Genomic DNA, 14,321 nt, shown 5'->3' on the forward strand with positions numbered 1-14,321 from the left:
TTTCAAGAGGGTGGAGCCCGGATGGGGGTCGAGGGAGGGTCGGAAGTCGAAAGAGCTATGCAGAGCTTTGCAGAGGCGGGGTTCGGGAGCGCTGAACTCCATGATATCGCACAGATGTTGCCGCGGGAGATTCCAGCGGGTCAGGCGCGAGAGTTTCTGACGGGTCTGGTTTGTCTGACGATGGAAGGGGATGGTGGCTGGTTCACGCGCCAGCAGATCGGCGGGGCGATGGGTCGCGACGCGGAGCGATCGGCATCGAACAAGTGGGTGAAGAACGGTGAGCTGCTCACGGTTTTCGAGCGGCATCGAGTCCGGCTGTCCCAGGGGCTCGGCGGGCGGCTGCTGGGACTGGAGGTTGGCGGGCAACGTCCGCACCGATATCGGTTGGGCGTGGTGGATGGTACGGAAGGGGAGGTCCCGTATCGGCTTCAGGGTTCAGTGTTGCGATACCGGGCCAGCGAGGAGAAGCCGCAGCTTTCATGGTATGGCCGGTTGAACCATCCGGGGGTTGGTGAGGATCGGGCGGCGTATCGCAAGTGGGTATTCCTGTTGCCGCTGGTCATGTGGGCATTTTTAGCGCTATTGGCGGCGCTTGCTTGGACATCGGTGTGGGCATTGACGTGGGTAGGGGTGCCGTTTTCACCGCTCAATTATCTGATGTACGGGATATTCTTCGCAATCGTATTGTGCCGGATGTATTGGCGCTGGGGGAAGTTGTTCGATGACCGGGTGATCCTTCTCGGGATGAATGACATTTCCGGTACCGAGGATGGTGTGGTGATCGACCGACAGCGTTCGGACGGTGTTACTTATTATGTTCTCCGGCGGTATGTTGCGTCATGTCCGATCTGTGTGACAGCGACAGTTCGTCTGGCGAAGGGCAGGCCGCAGCATTGGGGTCGGATCGTGGGGCGGTGCGAGGACAGCCCGCGCGAGCATGTGTTCAGTTTTGATCGGGTGACGTTGGAAGGCGGACCGCTGGTTCAACGGCCGGTGAAGACGGCATCAGGGACGCGGCAACCGGAGATGGAGGATGGTGATGAAGCAAGAGACGGCGGGTGAGGAGACCGGGCAAGTGACGACGGACGCGGGACTTGAAGCGACGGTGCTGGCGACGGAGTTGACGATCGCGTGGTTGTCGAATCCGAACACGCGGGCGGGAGCGGAGGAGGTGCCGGGGTTTCTGCGGACGATGCACGAGGCGGTAGGTGCGCTGGCGGCGGTGCAAGGCGCGAGCGATACGTCCGAAGTGGAAGCATCGGAGGTGTATGTGCCGGCGGTATCGGTGCGCAAGTCGCTGGCCCGCCGGGATGCGATCATCAGCCTGATCGACGGGAAGCCGTATAAGACGCTGCGTCGTCACCTGGCGGGTCATGGTCTGACGCCGGAGACGTATCGTGAGCGCTATGGGCTGAAGGCGGATTATCCGATGGTGGCGCCGGAGTATAGCGAGGCGCGCAGCAGCATGGCGAAGAAAAGCGGGCTGGGGCGCAGGCCGAAGGCGGCGATGCCAGCGGTGGGGACGGACGCGGAGGCGGAGCCAGCGGAAGCACCGAAGAAGCGTCGCGGCGGCAGGCTGGGGATCGCGGCGGCGTAGGCCTGCCTAGGGTTGGAAGACTTGGGGGTCGGGAGACTGACCCATATCAGTCGTCGGGGGCAAGGGCGGCAATGGGCTCGACGGCGCGGCGTAGCTGGGCGACGTGGGTTTCGATGGCGTCGATGCGGTCGGCGAGATCGATGGCGAGATCGTAGAGACCGATATTGTCTCGTGCACCGGCCGCGGCCTCCTGCATGAGCCGGTGGAGGGTAAGAAGGTCGAGCCGGATGACCGGCGGCAAGGCGGGATATTGGTCGCCGAAGTGCTCACGCAGTGCATCGACGGCATCGACGGCGGCGAGAATGGCTTGGGTATCGATGGCGGTCAGACGTTCGTGCGGACTTTCGCCGCCTTTGTTCCAGTCCATGCGGATGTTCTCCTTCGGGTGTAAAGGAAGGTACTACCGGACTCCCGCCATCGGCAACGCGCCGCGCGCGCGAACGCGAAGTGGAAGTATTCGCTGGCGTTGGGGCTTGTTCGCGTGGTGTTCTATAAGCCGGTTTCACACCAACGGGAGTGGGAACTATGCACTGGACCGACACGATCAAGAAGCATGACTTCGAGCTGGCGCTGACGGACCAGCTGGACAACACGGAACTCGCGCCCCAGCGGCGGGTGCTGGCCGGATGCGCGATCGGGGTGGAACTCGATCTGGCGTGGCTGTCGACGGGCGAGCTGCTCGAGGCGTTTGAGGCACTGGCGTCGGACATCGCGAACGGCGTCGGCCACGGCGAGGGCAAGGAGGCGCTGGGTGCGATCATCGGCGATGCGAACCCGTTCCAGATGCGGCTGTGGTATCTGCTGAGCGATACGCCGATCGACATGGCGATCGACGATCTGACATGGCTCAAGGGGCTGCTTTATGCGCGCGGGCGGGCGTCGATCCTGCTGCGCGAGGCAGGGGTGCCGCAGACATACTGGGCCAACGAGGATGCCTTGGAGGGTCCGAACGCGGCCGACATCATGGGCTGCACCGACCGGACCTCACGCGACCATCGCGTAAACGCTCCCTGGCAGTGAGGGCTTGCGCCGGCTGACGCGGAAGGGTTGGACGGGATCGCCGGTGCCGATGACATATTGATCGGTGCCGGTGGTTTCGCGCAGCTGGACGGCGACGGCATAGGCGTTCTCGAACGAGGCGAGGCGGCTGCGACGCGGCGAGAGGGTGGTGACAGACATGGCATGATCCTCGGGTGCGGGGTCGTTCATGGAAAGTCAGGGAAAGATCGGGTAGAGGCGACCGGGACCGGATCGGACGCGAATGCGTTCGGGTGGTTGATCCACCGGAGACGGAAGGATCCTTCAGGGAACGGGGCGGCATCTCTGCAAGGGTGTCGCCCCGTTTCGTATCGGGCCGATCGCGCGCAGCCGGTCAGGACTTCTCCTTCAGCGGTTCGGGTTTCTTGCCGTCGGGCAGGGTGCGGCGGAGGTGGTCGTGGACTAGTCCGGCGCTGAACGGCTTGGAGATGAAGGTGGCGTTCTGGGGCATGTCGCCGGGTCCGGGGGTGATGTTGCCGCTGGCGATGACGATATCGATCCACGGCCATCTGGCGGAGACTTCGCGGGCGAGCTCGAAGCCGTCGATGCCGCCGGGCATCTCGACGTCCGAGAACAGCAGCATGATCTGTTCGGCCCTGGCGGACAGAAGATCGATGGCGGCGTCGCCGTCATCGGCTTCGTGGCAGCGATAGCCGGCGTCCTCGAGGATGGCGCGGGCATCCATGAGGATCATGGGATCGTCATCGACGGCGAGCGCATAGGGCACGGTGGAAAGGGTCATGGGCGTGTAACTCCCGGATCAGCGATTTGAGGGGTGGGCGGCGAAAAGATGTTGCGCGATCGCTTGGGGAGGGGCGGCGTGCGACCGGTAATATCCGGAGCGGATCATGCTCGTTCGCCTGGCCGAGCCTGTGGACATCACGGCAGTGATGGGTTTCGATGCCCTTCCCGGCGAGCGGATCGGCGAGATCATGGATCGCCGCATGCTGGTGCTCGAGCGTGACGGCCGGATCGACGCCTATACCTCGTGGTCGAGCGGCGGGATCTTCGGGCGGTATCACATCAACAAGCTGGTAGTACGCCCCGAAGCGCGTGGCCAAGGCATTGCGCGGGCGCTGGTAGGCTCGCTCGGCGTCGCACTGTCCGGCCGGGTATTTATCTCGACGCCGAGCGACGATGTCGCGGCGCTGGCATTGCTGCGCTCGACGGGCTGGACGCCGGCGGGAGAACTTACCGGCATGGGAGCCGGGCACGATGTCGAGGCCTTCTTCTACCGTGACCTGGATACCGGGGAGCGGCCTGCGGGATGACGGCCGGGCGGGTTCATTCCGGATCGCCGAGGGCCAGGATATCCGTGAGTGAGGGTGCGGGATCGCGGCGCGGGCGGCGTTCGAACCGGAAGCCCTGCTTTGCGGCATATTTGTGGACGGCGGCGTAGCCTCGTCCGAGAGCCGCCACGAGATCGGCGAGTGCGACGCCGTTGGCATGGGCGAGCGCCAGCGCACGATGCTCGTCGTCGCTCCAGGGACGGTGATAGCCATGGACCAGCCCGAGGAGGTTGGCGCGGGTGAACAGCGACGCCTTGGTGCGGCCCATACAGGCGGCAAGATCGTCCATCGGCACCTTGCCGTAATGTTCGCGTAGTGTGGCGAGGTCGGCCTCGGTCCAGACCGGCCCGCCGCGAAAACCGTCGCGATGTGCGTGGGTGCCGCGAAGTCGCAGATGATCGGCGCGCCAGCGGATCGAGCAGCGGGTGCGGCCTAGCCGGGTCAGCAGCGGGGTGAGACTGGCGCCGTCGCGATAGGCGCGGGCGAGAAGCTCGTCCTCCTCGGGCGTCCAGGCACGCCCCCAACCCCGGCTCATGCCGGTCACGCGCGCCATCTGGTTGAAGCCGGGCCTCGTGCGCACGGGGAAGCCCTCGTCCGCCATCATGGCGCGAATGGAAACGTAGCGATGCCCTTCCTCGATCAGGGTCGCTGCGCGGTCGATCTCGGCATCGCTCCACCCGGTCGGATGGTTCGGGTGACGCAGGTTCAGCGTGCTCGCGCGGGTCCGAAGGCCAAAGAGCGGGCGGCCGATAATGGCGGCGATCATCGCGCCGGGTACGCCCATGGCGTAGCCCGCGCGGAGCTGAGCATCCTCCCAGGGCGTCCATTCAGGCGGGTTGCCCTCGGTCAGTCCGAGCACTGCCGCGCGCGCGTAGATCGCCGCGCACGACCGGGCGAAGTCCGAGGCGATAACGGCGGTCGGATCCGTCCCGTAGCGACGGATCAGTTCCTCGCTCTCCATCTCGCCCCATGGCCGGCTGCTGTGCCGGCGAAGCCCCAGGCGGGCGATGCGGTCGCGCACGCCGTACCGGCCACGCCCGAGCGCGGCGGCTATGTCGTCGGGCGCGGCATCGGCGGCGAACATGGAACGCAGCGTTTCGGTCTCGGCCGGCGTCCAGGCTTCGCCCCTGAACCGCATTTCGGCAAGGGGGCCGGAGCCGGAGGGCACGAGCCCCGGGCAGGCGACCAGTTCGACAAGGAGGGGGGCGTCGTTGCCGTCAGGGTGGCCGGTCATGACAGGCCGACCACGGGAACGTCGCTTACGCGCGCGCGAAGCCGCGCATGAAGTCGTGCCATCCGGTCCTCTCCACGCGGCATGGTGTCGACGGCGGCAAGCGCCGCGAGGATGTCGAGGGCGGCGTCCACGGCGTGCCGGTCGACGGCAAGGTGCCTGGCCAGTTCGCTCGCCGTGGTGGCGTTGGGCGCGATACGGCGCAGCGCGCCGCAGATCGCGGCGGCGATGGGCGCCGCGTCGTCGAGGAGGAAGGCATCGAGCGCGCGGGTGCCCCGCAGCGTCAGCGTCGTGTCGCGCGGTGCGGGTGCTTCGGCGAGGGTATCGAGGTCGAGTAGCCGGTGGACCTCGTCTCCGGCGATATCGGCCGCGGCGCGAAGCGCGGGCGTCCGCCCCAGATGGGTCGTGACCGTCGGATCGATCTTCGCGAGCACCGGGGTCGCGGCGAGCGCTGGCCCGAAGGCGAAGAACTCGCCCGGTTCAAGGGTGCGAAGCCGGTCGGCCTCGCGCGCGGAGAAGCCGAGGATGTCGGCCGCACGCGCGATATCGCGGTCGAACACGTTGATCCCGATCAGGACGTTCTGGAGTTCGGAGATGACCGAGGCGGACAGCTTGGCGAGCCGCTGGGTGGCGATGACCGGCGCGATCCCGCGCTTGCGGCCTCTCGAGCACAGGTCGGTGAGCGTCGCGACGCCGAGGCGGCGGGTCTCGGCATCGCGTGCCGAGCCCGCGATATGTGGGGCGAGCAGATGTCCCTCGTCGATGGCGACCAGCACGGTATGGTCCCAGTCCTCGCGCGGTGCGCCGATCAGGCCGGCGAAGAAGGCCGACGCCTTGACGATGCGCTGTTCGGGATCGAGGTCGGTGAGGTCGAGGTGAAGTGCTAGCCGATGCCGGCGGGCGCGCAGCGCCGCGGCGGTAAGGCCATCGGCAGCGATCCCCGCCGCTTTCAGCGTGGTCGCGCCGATATGCCCGGCCAAATTGTCGAACTCGCCTTCGGGATCGACGATGATCGTCTGCACATAGTCGAACGCCTCCTCGACGATGCGGCGCATGGTCCGGCTCTTGCCTGCACCCGAGCCGCCCTGGAGCAGCAGGCGTCCGGCCAGCAGCCGGTCGAGGTCGAGCTCGAGCGCGCCGGTCGCGTGGCGGCCGATCGGAACACGGGTGGCATCGCGGGTATCGATCGGCGGATCGGTCACAGGGGTCTGGAGAGTATCGAGCATCGTCGCCTCCTTTCGGGCGGGTCAGCGAGGATCGCGCGCATAGGCCGCGAGGCGGTTGCGGGCCTCGGCGAGCTGTTCGATGCCGCGCGCGAGGAAGAGCGCCTGCGAGCTGTCCGGCGTGACGGCATCGAGGCGCGCTTCCAGGGCGCGCAGGCGATGGTCGATGGCGTCGGCGACCGCGAGGATGTCGTCGAGCCTGAGCACCACGGCGGCCTCATCGGCGCGCAGGAGGTGACGCCTGCCGGCGAACGACAGATACTGCGGTTCGACCGCCAGGCGGTGTACCAGTGCGGTCTCGACCGCGTCGGTGATCTGCGTGGCGTCATGGACGATCTCGCCGAGCAGCACCTGGCGCGTCATCGCGGGCAGATGGCGCAGGGCACCGGTCTCGCGCGTGACCGCGATCGGATCAATCGAGGCGAGCCCGACGACGCCCTCGGCGAGGATGACGACGACATCGCCCTCACGGAGCCCGGAACGCTCCTCGATGCAGGCGTCGAACGCATGGGCGCTGGTGTCGAAATAGTGGACGCGGTGCATGACCGATCCTTTCGTTTTCGAGGGTGGGAACGGGGGCGCGGCGCGGGTCAGTCGTAGCGGGGACGTCGTGCCGGGAAGCGCTCGGGCGGCAGGCCGGTGAAGGTGTACGCACGGTAGCGTCCACCCGCGTAGAGGACCGACGACACGTCCGGCCGGTTGCGCTGGAGGCGCTCGAGGAGCCGGTTGGCGCGGCGCTGCGTCCGAAGCGCGGTCGCATCGTCGAAGTGGAGCGCGATCGCGCGCACGAACGTGCCGCTGTCGTACCACCACCCGCCCTCTTCAGGCCCTCCGTACTCGCGGTCGATCTCGTAGAAGGCGAGGATGCTGCGCATGGGTCGTGCTTTCGGTTCGATGCGCACGGTCCAATCCGTCCGCTCTCCCCTGCCCTCCCCCTCCGCTCCCGGTCGGCAGGGGAGGCCCTTCACCGACGGCGTCGAGCGGCCTCGGCGGTCAGCGTGTCGATCAGGTCCTCGCGGTCCGAGCGGATCTCGCTGCCGGGAGCGGTGATGACGGCCGCTGCGCGGTTCAGCAGGTCGGCGAGGTCGCGGTCCTTCATCGGCAGGCGATCAGGCGCGAGCGGCGCGGGCTCTTCTTCGGCCTCGTCCATGAGCAAGACCAGTATCGAGGGTTTCTCGTCCTCGGCGAGCCGGCGGCTGTCGATGATGTGCCGCCCGCCGCGCGTGATCGCAAAGGCGTTGAAGGTGGGTGATACCCCGTTATCGGCATTGGGGATCGTGGTGCCGTGATCGTGGAACTGGATGTCGCAGAACCGTGCCGGGCCGTTGTAGCTCTTGCCCATGAAACAGAAGGTGACGCGGCGTCCCTCACTGGTCTTCGCCGTGATCGTGAACGCGCCATCGGGCACGTCCACGCAGCGGTGCGGCACGTCATTGTAACCGGCGAAGCCGAGCGAGACGGCATCGGCGCGGGTCATGACGGGCAGGTCGGTGATGTCGGGCATGGGGTATCGCTCCTCGTAACGGGCATCGTGGGGCTGGTGGTGGGGGCGGGCCGCAACCGCGGCCGCCAGGCTCAGACGGCGCGCGCCGCGGCCATGATCGGGGTCGCCGCGGCGAAGGTACGTAGCGCCGTCGCCATGGCAGGCCGCAGCCTCGCCTTGCTCGACACGATGATCTCAGGCGTCAGCGGCGTGCCGTCGGCAGCGGCATAGCCGGTGGCAAGGCCGGATCGCGTCTCGACACGGACCATGTGGCCGCGCCCGGGGGCGGGTCCGACATGGCGCGCGGTGAACTCGCCGAGGCTGCCGTAGAAGGCGGCGATGACCTTCCCCCAGCGGATATGGCCCTGCGCCATCGTCACGCCGTCCGCGAGGCCGCGATCGAGCCAGGTGCGCAGGTGGGTGCGTTGCTGGAGCCGCGAGTTGCGGGTGCGCTCCATCGTGCGGGCGAGCGGCAGGACGGGCGCGATGGCGTCGAGCAGGTCGAGGTCGTGGCCCTGCAGCGTGACCAGTATGTCGTCGAACTCGGCATAAGCGAGGAGGTGCCCGAGCTGGCGGGCGGCCTCGCCGGGATCGGCAAGGTGTCGGGCGGGCACATCGGACCGATCCGGGTCATCTGCCGAGACGAACCCGGCGGGAGTCAACACGATAACCGTCGCGGCCCTGGCACCGGGGCGGGCGCGAAGCAGGCCGAGGAAGTCCCATGCCGGATCACCGCCGATGTCGCCGGCCGACAGGATCGCGAGCCGGCGCGACCAGCGCGCCGGACGCGGCGCGTCGCCGGGCTTCGGCCAGCTCCCCGGCAGCGGCCTGCCGGCAAGCGTGACCGATGGTGCGGGCGGCAGGTTGTCGCGGCGCATGTCGGCAGCCAGCGTGCGGCGGGCGGCATCGAACAGGTCGGTGCGGTCGCCCCCGCCCGCGGTGAAGCCTAGATCATAGGCGCCACGCTTTTCTTCCAGCGAGGCGCGACACGGGATGCCGTCCGGGTAACGGTGCGGCCACCCGACATGCGCGGCATACCAGCCATCGGCGTAGCGGTTGGCGAGGTCCCAGCTGTAGCCATGATCGTCGCGGCCGCGCAGGACCGCGATGTCGCGGTCGCTGCCCTTACCGTCACGGACCTGTCGATCGGTGAAGGCGAAGTTGGTCGCTTCCTGTCGCGCCGCGCCTTCGGCGGCGATGGCATCGTTGATCGGGCGCATCGCGGCGATGCGCTCGCGGCCTCGCGCCTGACGCTCGGCGAGCGGCGCGTCGGGCGCGAGGTCGGGGAAGTCATGCCATGCGCGCGCGATGGCGGCGGCATGCGCGGGGTCACGACCATGCGCGATCCAGTGATCGGCGCAGGCCGGATCGAAGGGCGATGCCATCGTCGGTCAGCCGTGGCGCGGCGCGGGCAGCGCCAGCCACGCCGCATCCTCGAACGGCAGCGGGTTCACCCCGGCGGCCTCGTCGCCGCGAAAGACCGTGGCGCTCGATAGCGCGCCCAATCCGTCGGTGTTGTTCCAGTAGGCGATGTCGTCTTCGGGGCTGCGCACCGCGAGAACATAGCCGTCATGGCCTTCCCCGGGGTCTTCAGCGCGCAGCAGCGCGCGGGTGAGGATCCCGGTGGTCGAGTGCCAGTCGATGCCGTCGGCGGTGATGACGACCGCGCCGCCTCCGAATTCTCCGGCGCGCAGCCGGTCGCAGTCGCTCGACCAGGTGAAGCCGCAGGGGAGCGCGGAAGGACACGCGATGCGGATCAGCTTCGCGACGGGCTCGACGCCGAACTGGTCGCCGTGGAAGAACGCCATGACCTTGCCGTTCTCGTCCGGCGCGTCGAGACCGATCCGGCAATCGAGATAGGGGAAGCTCCAGTCGTCGAACAGGTCGAGGAAGCTCTCGAACCGGCTCGCCCCCCTGGGCGGGAACAGGGCGTGGAAGGCGGTGCCGAGGCTGTCATAGCCGAGCGCCAGGTCCTCGTCGGCGCCGTTGGTGTCGAGAATGTCGACCGCGCGTTCGGCGAGCCGCAGCATCGCGGCCTCTTCGGCGGTGACCAGCAGGTGGAAGGCAGCCTTGGTGTAGCTGTTGGCCATGGGAATTGCTCCGTTCCGGATGAATCGGGGGTAAAGCCGCCTGGGGCAGGGTCAGGCGAGCGCGGCGATGCGCGCGCGGGCGGTCGCGGCCTCGACCGGGAAGGCGGCGACAAGATTCGTGTGCAGGACCGCGAAGCCGGGAATCGGAAAGGTGCCGTCGGCCGCGGGCCGGGTAGTCATCAGCGCGGCGATGACGGTTTCGGCGGGATCGGCGTGCTCGACGACGGGCGCTGCGCCGTCATAGCGGACCGGCGCGCGGAAACCCGCCTCGATCCAGGTGGCGAGACCTTCCTCGACCGCTTCGGCATAGTCGGCGACCGTCGCATCGTCCTCGGACATGACCCGCAAGCCGAGCGTGCGGTAGCATCCGAAGTCGTGCGGGTTGGGAATGACCTTGAAGCGGCATCCTTCGGGGGGCGGACCGTGGCGGGCGATCAGGGCGCAGCGCCAGGCCTCGATCTCGAGGATGTTCAGCGTGTCGAAGTCGGGCGAGCGGCCGAGCTGGGCGCAATCCTCTTCGGGGGGGCCTGCGCCGAGGTCGATGGTGTAGGGCATTTGGGTTCTCCGTCGATCCTGACTGGATCGACACGCCCTCTCCCGCTCCCCTTCCGATTCCGCGGGCGCTCAGTGTCCCATCAGCCGCTTCGCGGCGATCTGCGCCTCGCCGTCCGACTGTCCCAGTGTCTTCAGCCGGTCGGTCTCGAGGTGGATGGCGAGGTCGTGCGGAAGGTCGGCCCATCGCGACGCGATCGTCACCGCCTCGCGTGCGCTGCGAAGCTCACCGATCGCGGTGCCGTGCCATGCGACGGTCTCCTCCTCGCCCGCGAGATGGGGATGCGGGCGGAGCACATGGACGAAGAAGGTCTGCAAGGGCCTGTCCCATCCGATGGCGACGGTGGACGCGCCGTCGAGGCCGGGAAACTGGTGGCAGCTCATGGGGCATTCTCCCGGTCAGGCGGCAAGCGTGTTCCATTCAGCGTGCCACGGGCGCGGCCTCGGCTCAAAGCGCAGGACGCCGACCACCTGCGTATGGCCGTCGCCGGCGCGCTCTTCGAGCCAGTCGCGGTGGAGGATCGCATCGGCGAGGTCGCCGGCAAGCAATTCGTCGAGCATCGCGGACTGGCGCGCGGTGTCGTCGGACAACGCGTGCCAGTCGAGCGCGTCGAGGAAGTCCTCGCGCCTGGCGATGTAGCGCGTCAGCCGGGCGACCTCGGCCCGCGCGGCGATGATGGCGGGATCGATGTGCATGTCCGCTCTCCCGTCAGGCGCTGAGCAGTACCGGCAGCGCGGGCAGCGTGGCCAGATCCAGATCGCGGCGGATGCGGGCGGCGAGCCGGTCGGGGGCGATCACCTCGCGCATCGGGGCATAATGGTTGCGCGGTCCGGCGGGATCGCGGGTCGTGCCCGCGCGGCGGTAGAGCAGTTCGCGTCCCTCGCGCAGCCGCCCGATCGTCAGTTCGAGATGGATCGCACGGGTGTGCAGCACGATCTCGCCCGCCATCGATACCTCGCCGGGCAGCGAATGGAGGTCGTAGCTCTGGTCGGGCATATCGAGCGCGGCGGCGAGCCGGCGCAGCGCCTTGCGCCCGTCGATGTGGAAACGCTCCTTGGCGACCGCGTCATAGGCGACGCCGCGCACGGCGAGCGCGACCAGCGGCGGAAAACGACGGAGCGTCGCAATGCGGTCGGTGCAAGTGCCGCGCAGCACCGTGTCGTCAGGGCGGGTAGCGCAGATACTGGCCAGGTGACGGGCGAGCAGCACGATCGCGGGATCGCTGTTCGCGTCGAGCCCGGCGTGCCGGCAATCCTCGATCGCCTTCTCGATCGCGTGGATCGTGGTCGGGATGGTGGTCAGCGCGCTGGGGTCGAGCGCCTGCTGATGGCGGAATGCGACGTCGAACATGGGGGCGTCTCCGGGTCAGAGCGCAACCTTCGCGCTCGCCCTCCCTCGCCCGCTCCTCTCCCAGTGCCCCGGCTGTTCGGCGTCAGCCGAAGGCGCGCATGAGGCTCATCATGCCGCCAAGGGCCGCGATCAGCACGACCTGGCTGCCGATCAGCCAACGGATCGTGTCGTTCTTGGCGGACGCGATCTCGGTTCGGACTTTCGCGATCTCGGTATTCACCGTCGCGATTTCGGCTTTCAAATAGTCCTTGGTGACCAGGTCCTCGCGCGAGGTCACCATGGTATCGCCGAGAATGGTCGCGATCGCGTCGGCGAGCGGCTTGGCCGCACCGGCGGTTTCGAGTTCGCGGGAAGCGCGGATGCTGTTGAACATGGTCGCCATCGTCGTCGATCTTTCTATCATATGGGTGAACGGCCGGGAACGCGCAAAGTGGCACCGGCTCAGGCCGCGGCAGGGATCCATTGCTCCACGTCGTCGCCCTCGCGCAGGCACGACTGGCAGGAGGTGGAATCGTAGGTGGAAGCGAGCGACCACGCTTGCGCCTCGCGGTCCCAGACCGCCGCGGCATCCTTTACGAGGTCGTCGCTGCCGCAGATATCGCAGACCGGCGTCACATGCGCCGTGCCGTGCGGACGCAGCGCCTCGGCACCGCACACCGACCAGTCGCCGTAGAGCGTGCCGCCATGCGGCAGGCAGTCGCCGTCGAGCGGGATGGCGTGCTCGCCGTAGCCGTCGTGGAAATGGATTTCCGTATTCGGGAAAAACCTTTCCATGACCTCGCGCGCGCCGCGCAGTTTCACGTCGCCGCCATAGGTGGTGTGGACGTAGGAGAGCGGCCCGATCGCCGGACACTCGCGGCCCCAGGCATCCATGTCCTGGTCGAACCGGTCGCGGCCGTGAAAGAGGTAGAGGTAGACGCTCATCGTGTCGGTCCTCTGGATGGAAGGGACGTGGAAGGCTTGGCCGCACCCGCGTCAGGGGCAGCGCTCAGGCGAGTGCCGCGACCTGTTTGGTGATCGGGGCCATGCTCTCGACGCGCACGGCACCGAGGCTCTCGAAGGTCTCGACCTCGGCACGGGTCGCGTAGCGGTCCTTGTCGACCAGGCCGTACATCTGATCCGCGGTATAGTCGGCGAACCCCATCGCATCGACGCCGGCGACCTTGCGGAACACCAGGCCGACCTTGCCCGCCGGCACCCAGTCGGCCCAATCGCCATAGGCGGAGGTCGAGACATAGTCCCCGATCGCCGCCTCGTAGGCGGCGCGGCGTCGCAGGACATGGCTGTCGCGCGCGGGCACCGCCTTGCCGGTGAAGGTGCCGTAGGCTTCGGGCAGCCAGTTGCGCGCGATGTCGTGCGCGAGGGGAAGTTCGAGGTCGAGCAGCGGATCGCGCGACGCGCGCCACTCGCGCTCGAAGGCGATCATGACGCGGGTCCAGTCGACGTCTTCCTCGTAAGCGCCGTCGTCGCGGCGCAGGACGCCCGGCACCGCGGCCTGGCGCTCGTCGGACAGCAGGAAGCCGCCATGGCTGGCGGTGGTGACATGCCAGATGCCGGGGAGGCGCTGCGTGGCGGTCTGGAGCGGTCCCCACGGGCTATGTTCGGGGCGCGGGGAAGAGGCGAAGGTCCTGGTCATGGGGTGCTCCTTTGGATACGGACACATCCGGCCCCCTCCCCCTCCGCTCCTATGTCCCCGGTGGTCGCGAGGATCGCGGTGGTCGTGGGGAACCCTTGGTTTCGCACGACAGCCGCTCGCCGCGACGCCAGCGCGCGGGGTCGATAAAATAGCCGGCATGCGCGCCGGCCCGCGTCGCGACCGCGCGATCGTAAGCGGCGACATAGCGGGAGGCGCGGTCGGGGTCGTTTCTGAGATAGCCGGTCACCGGCACCGCGAGCCCCGCCGCGATCATGGTCTCGCCGAGATCGCGGCCCCCGATCGTGACCGTGCCGACCGGGCGACCGTAGCTGGTCGTTCCGGTCAGCCGGATCACGGCATCGCCGGACTTGAGCGCGCGGGCGGCAATGTCCTGTGCCGCCTTGCCGCATTGCCAGCAACCCGCATTGCCACGACACAGCTGGCGACTCTCGAAGGCGTCGGCGCCCGACAGGCGGATGTCGATCGACACGGTGTCGCCGTCGAGTGCGCGGCCGCGCGCGGTGATGGCGCGGGTCTCCCCCGGACCGGTGTCGGCCGGCGTAGCGGCCGAGCAGGCACCGGCCAGAACCAGCGCGGCAAGGGCGGTCAGGCGCATCGGTCGAGCTTTGGCAGGCACGGGCTTGCGGCCTCGGCGACGTCGACCACGCGCCAGGGTTGCAGCGGCTCGGGCGTGGCGACGACGGCAACGTGCTCGCCGGCCGCGGTCAGGCGCGCCGCGACGCGGACCGCGTTGGAACGGCTGCACAGGCGGCGACGAAAGGGGGACAGGGGCTCGGGCATGACGATCCTCGTGACGATCCGGTTGGTGTG

At 68.3% G+C, this 14,321-nt stretch carries 23 protein-coding genes; 4 read left to right on the top strand and 19 right to left on the bottom strand.

The genetic code is table 11. The features are described 5' to 3' along the window. The first annotated feature begins 57 nt into the window (after window positions 1–57). Entirely contained in the window at window positions 58–1,062 is a 1,005-nt protein-coding gene (locus BMX36_RS17390; protein WP_143058607.1) for a hypothetical protein, read from the top strand. Next, window positions 1,040–1,597 (top strand): Ros/MucR family transcriptional regulator, encoded by a 558-nt coding sequence (locus BMX36_RS17395; protein ID WP_093067825.1) that lies wholly within the window; start codon window positions 1,040–1,042, stop codon window positions 1,595–1,597. Before BMX36_RS17390 ends, BMX36_RS17395 begins: the two co-directional genes overlap by 23 nt. Window positions 1,598–1,643: 46 nt before the next feature. On the opposite strand, the gene BMX36_RS17400 is transcribed toward BMX36_RS17395, so the two are convergent. Next, on the bottom strand, window positions 1,644–1,964 hold the full coding sequence (locus tag BMX36_RS17400) for a hypothetical protein (RefSeq protein ID WP_093067635.1): 321 nt from the start codon (window positions 1,962–1,964) through the stop codon (window positions 1,644–1,646). Window positions 1,965–2,122: 158 nt separating this feature from the next. Here BMX36_RS17400 and BMX36_RS17405 point away from each other — a divergent pair, with 158 nt between their 5' ends. After that, a complete protein-coding gene (locus tag BMX36_RS17405; RefSeq protein WP_093067638.1) occupies window positions 2,123–2,617 on the top strand; it encodes a hypothetical protein in 495 nt (164 codons plus the stop codon). On the opposite strand, the gene BMX36_RS17410 is transcribed toward BMX36_RS17405, so the two are convergent. Together BMX36_RS17410 and BMX36_RS17415 are read right to left on the bottom strand one after the other, a co-directional pair. Then, window positions 2,582–2,776, bottom strand: a complete 195-nt coding sequence (locus tag BMX36_RS17410; RefSeq protein WP_093067828.1) for a hypothetical protein — start codon at window positions 2,774–2,776, stop codon at window positions 2,582–2,584. The two genes, BMX36_RS17405 and BMX36_RS17410, sit on opposite strands and share 36 nt — an antisense overlap. A gap of 193 nt (window positions 2,777–2,969) precedes the next feature. Next, entirely contained in the window at window positions 2,970–3,377 is a 408-nt protein-coding gene (locus BMX36_RS17415) for a response regulator (RefSeq protein WP_093067641.1), read from the bottom strand. A 106-nt stretch (window positions 3,378–3,483) separates the two neighbouring features. Between BMX36_RS17415 and BMX36_RS17420 the strand changes: the two genes are divergently transcribed. After that, window positions 3,484–3,906 carry a GNAT family N-acetyltransferase gene (locus tag BMX36_RS17420; RefSeq protein WP_093067643.1) on the top strand — a complete coding sequence of 141 codons (423 nt, stop codon included), beginning with the start codon at window positions 3,484–3,486 and terminating at the stop codon, window positions 3,904–3,906. Between the two features lie 13 nt (window positions 3,907–3,919). Here the strand turns inward: BMX36_RS17420 and BMX36_RS17425 are convergent, their stop codons facing one another. From BMX36_RS17425 to BMX36_RS17500, 16 genes are all read right to left on the bottom strand, one after another. Continuing rightward, window positions 3,920–5,158: a hypothetical protein gene (locus BMX36_RS17425; protein WP_093067646.1), complete on the bottom strand. Its 1,239-nt coding sequence runs from the start codon at window positions 5,156–5,158 to the stop codon at window positions 3,920–3,922. Beyond that, window positions 5,155–6,381 carry a helicase HerA domain-containing protein gene (locus BMX36_RS17430; protein ID WP_093067649.1) on the bottom strand — a complete coding sequence of 409 codons (1,227 nt, stop codon included), beginning with the start codon at window positions 6,379–6,381 and terminating at the stop codon, window positions 5,155–5,157. The genes BMX36_RS17425 and BMX36_RS17430 overlap by 4 nt, the downstream gene beginning before the upstream one ends. Window positions 6,382–6,402: 21 nt before the next feature. Beyond that, entirely contained in the window at window positions 6,403–6,921 is a 519-nt protein-coding gene (locus tag BMX36_RS17435; RefSeq protein WP_093067652.1) for a hypothetical protein, read from the bottom strand. Between the two features lie 47 nt (window positions 6,922–6,968). Then, window positions 6,969–7,253, bottom strand: coding sequence for a hypothetical protein (locus BMX36_RS17440; RefSeq protein WP_093067655.1), 285 nt, complete (start codon window positions 7,251–7,253; stop codon window positions 6,969–6,971). 89 nt (window positions 7,254–7,342) lie between these two features. Continuing rightward, complete coding sequence (locus tag BMX36_RS17445) at window positions 7,343–7,882, bottom strand: hypothetical protein (protein ID WP_093067657.1); 540 nt, start codon at window positions 7,880–7,882, stop codon at window positions 7,343–7,345. 71 nt (window positions 7,883–7,953) lie between these two features. Then, window positions 7,954–9,246 (bottom strand): hypothetical protein, encoded by a 1,293-nt coding sequence (locus BMX36_RS17450; protein ID WP_093067660.1) that lies wholly within the window; start codon window positions 9,244–9,246, stop codon window positions 7,954–7,956. A gap of 6 nt (window positions 9,247–9,252) precedes the next feature. Beyond that, window positions 9,253–9,951: a hypothetical protein gene (locus BMX36_RS17455; protein WP_093067663.1), complete on the bottom strand. Its 699-nt coding sequence runs from the start codon at window positions 9,949–9,951 to the stop codon at window positions 9,253–9,255. Between the two features lie 51 nt (window positions 9,952–10,002). Beyond that, a complete protein-coding gene (locus tag BMX36_RS17460) occupies window positions 10,003–10,506 on the bottom strand; it encodes a hypothetical protein (protein WP_093067666.1) in 504 nt (167 codons plus the stop codon). A 69-nt stretch (window positions 10,507–10,575) separates the two neighbouring features. Further along, entirely contained in the window at window positions 10,576–10,887 is a 312-nt protein-coding gene (locus BMX36_RS17465; protein ID WP_093067669.1) for a hypothetical protein, read from the bottom strand. A 15-nt stretch (window positions 10,888–10,902) separates the two neighbouring features. Continuing rightward, window positions 10,903–11,199, bottom strand: coding sequence for a hypothetical protein (locus tag BMX36_RS17470; RefSeq protein ID WP_093067672.1), 297 nt, complete (start codon window positions 11,197–11,199; stop codon window positions 10,903–10,905). Between the two features lie 13 nt (window positions 11,200–11,212). Beyond that, window positions 11,213–11,854, bottom strand: coding sequence for a hypothetical protein (locus BMX36_RS17475; RefSeq protein WP_093067675.1), 642 nt, complete (start codon window positions 11,852–11,854; stop codon window positions 11,213–11,215). 82 nt (window positions 11,855–11,936) lie between these two features. Further along, window positions 11,937–12,236, bottom strand: coding sequence for a CCDC90 family protein (locus BMX36_RS17480; RefSeq protein ID WP_093067678.1), 300 nt, complete (start codon window positions 12,234–12,236; stop codon window positions 11,937–11,939). A gap of 59 nt (window positions 12,237–12,295) precedes the next feature. After that, a complete protein-coding gene (locus BMX36_RS17485) occupies window positions 12,296–12,778 on the bottom strand; it encodes a hypothetical protein (protein ID WP_093067681.1) in 483 nt (160 codons plus the stop codon). A gap of 64 nt (window positions 12,779–12,842) precedes the next feature. Further along, complete coding sequence (locus tag BMX36_RS17490) at window positions 12,843–13,490, bottom strand: DUF7007 domain-containing protein (protein WP_093067684.1); 648 nt, start codon at window positions 13,488–13,490, stop codon at window positions 12,843–12,845. Window positions 13,491–13,539: 49 nt separating this feature from the next. After that, window positions 13,540–14,106: a thermonuclease family protein gene (locus BMX36_RS17495; protein ID WP_093067687.1), complete on the bottom strand. Its 567-nt coding sequence runs from the start codon at window positions 14,104–14,106 to the stop codon at window positions 13,540–13,542. Further along, window positions 14,097–14,291, bottom strand: coding sequence for a hypothetical protein (locus BMX36_RS17500; RefSeq protein ID WP_093067689.1), 195 nt, complete (start codon window positions 14,289–14,291; stop codon window positions 14,097–14,099). Before BMX36_RS17500 ends, BMX36_RS17495 begins: the two co-directional genes overlap by 10 nt. Between the last annotated feature and the right edge of the window lie 30 nt (window positions 14,292–14,321).

Source organism: Sphingomonas sp. OV641, assembly GCF_900109205.1.
In the GTDB taxonomy this organism is placed as follows: domain Bacteria; phylum Pseudomonadota; class Alphaproteobacteria; order Sphingomonadales; family Sphingomonadaceae; genus Sphingomonas.

Bases quoted from the DNA above. Each gene is read 5' to 3' on its own strand.
- BMX36_RS17390 (WP_143058607.1), top strand. From the start codon at position 58: ATGCAGAGCTTTGCAGAGGCGGGGTTCGGGAGCGCTGAACTCCATGAT.
- BMX36_RS17395 (WP_093067825.1), top strand. From the start codon at position 1,040: ATGAAGCAAGAGACGGCGGGTGAGGAGACCGGGCAAGTGACGACGGAC.
- BMX36_RS17400 (WP_093067635.1), bottom strand. From the start codon at position 1,964: ATGGACTGGAACAAAGGCGGCGAAAGTCCGCACGAACGTCTGACCGCC.
- BMX36_RS17405 (WP_093067638.1), top strand. From the start codon at position 2,123: ATGCACTGGACCGACACGATCAAGAAGCATGACTTCGAGCTGGCGCTG.
- BMX36_RS17410 (WP_093067828.1), bottom strand. From the start codon at position 2,776: ATGTCTGTCACCACCCTCTCGCCGCGTCGCAGCCGCCTCGCCTCGTTC.
- BMX36_RS17415 (WP_093067641.1), bottom strand. From the start codon at position 3,377: ATGACCCTTTCCACCGTGCCCTATGCGCTCGCCGTCGATGACGATCCC.
- BMX36_RS17420 (WP_093067643.1), top strand. From the start codon at position 3,484: ATGCTCGTTCGCCTGGCCGAGCCTGTGGACATCACGGCAGTGATGGGT.
- BMX36_RS17425 (WP_093067646.1), bottom strand. From the start codon at position 5,158: ATGACCGGCCACCCTGACGGCAACGACGCCCCCCTCCTTGTCGAACTG.
- BMX36_RS17430 (WP_093067649.1), bottom strand. From the start codon at position 6,381: ATGCTCGATACTCTCCAGACCCCTGTGACCGATCCGCCGATCGATACC.
- BMX36_RS17435 (WP_093067652.1), bottom strand. From the start codon at position 6,921: ATGCACCGCGTCCACTATTTCGACACCAGCGCCCATGCGTTCGACGCC.
- BMX36_RS17440 (WP_093067655.1), bottom strand. From the start codon at position 7,253: ATGCGCAGCATCCTCGCCTTCTACGAGATCGACCGCGAGTACGGAGGG.
- BMX36_RS17445 (WP_093067657.1), bottom strand. From the start codon at position 7,882: ATGCCCGACATCACCGACCTGCCCGTCATGACCCGCGCCGATGCCGTC.
- BMX36_RS17450 (WP_093067660.1), bottom strand. From the start codon at position 9,246: ATGGCATCGCCCTTCGATCCGGCCTGCGCCGATCACTGGATCGCGCAT.
- BMX36_RS17455 (WP_093067663.1), bottom strand. From the start codon at position 9,951: ATGGCCAACAGCTACACCAAGGCTGCCTTCCACCTGCTGGTCACCGCC.
- BMX36_RS17460 (WP_093067666.1), bottom strand. From the start codon at position 10,506: ATGCCCTACACCATCGACCTCGGCGCAGGCCCCCCCGAAGAGGATTGC.
- BMX36_RS17465 (WP_093067669.1), bottom strand. From the start codon at position 10,887: ATGAGCTGCCACCAGTTTCCCGGCCTCGACGGCGCGTCCACCGTCGCC.
- BMX36_RS17470 (WP_093067672.1), bottom strand. From the start codon at position 11,199: ATGCACATCGATCCCGCCATCATCGCCGCGCGGGCCGAGGTCGCCCGG.
- BMX36_RS17475 (WP_093067675.1), bottom strand. From the start codon at position 11,854: ATGTTCGACGTCGCATTCCGCCATCAGCAGGCGCTCGACCCCAGCGCG.
- BMX36_RS17480 (WP_093067678.1), bottom strand. From the start codon at position 12,236: ATGGCGACCATGTTCAACAGCATCCGCGCTTCCCGCGAACTCGAAACC.
- BMX36_RS17485 (WP_093067681.1), bottom strand. From the start codon at position 12,778: ATGAGCGTCTACCTCTACCTCTTTCACGGCCGCGACCGGTTCGACCAG.
- BMX36_RS17490 (WP_093067684.1), bottom strand. From the start codon at position 13,490: ATGACCAGGACCTTCGCCTCTTCCCCGCGCCCCGAACATAGCCCGTGG.
- BMX36_RS17495 (WP_093067687.1), bottom strand. From the start codon at position 14,106: ATGCGCCTGACCGCCCTTGCCGCGCTGGTTCTGGCCGGTGCCTGCTCG.
- BMX36_RS17500 (WP_093067689.1), bottom strand. From the start codon at position 14,291: ATGCCCGAGCCCCTGTCCCCCTTTCGTCGCCGCCTGTGCAGCCGTTCC.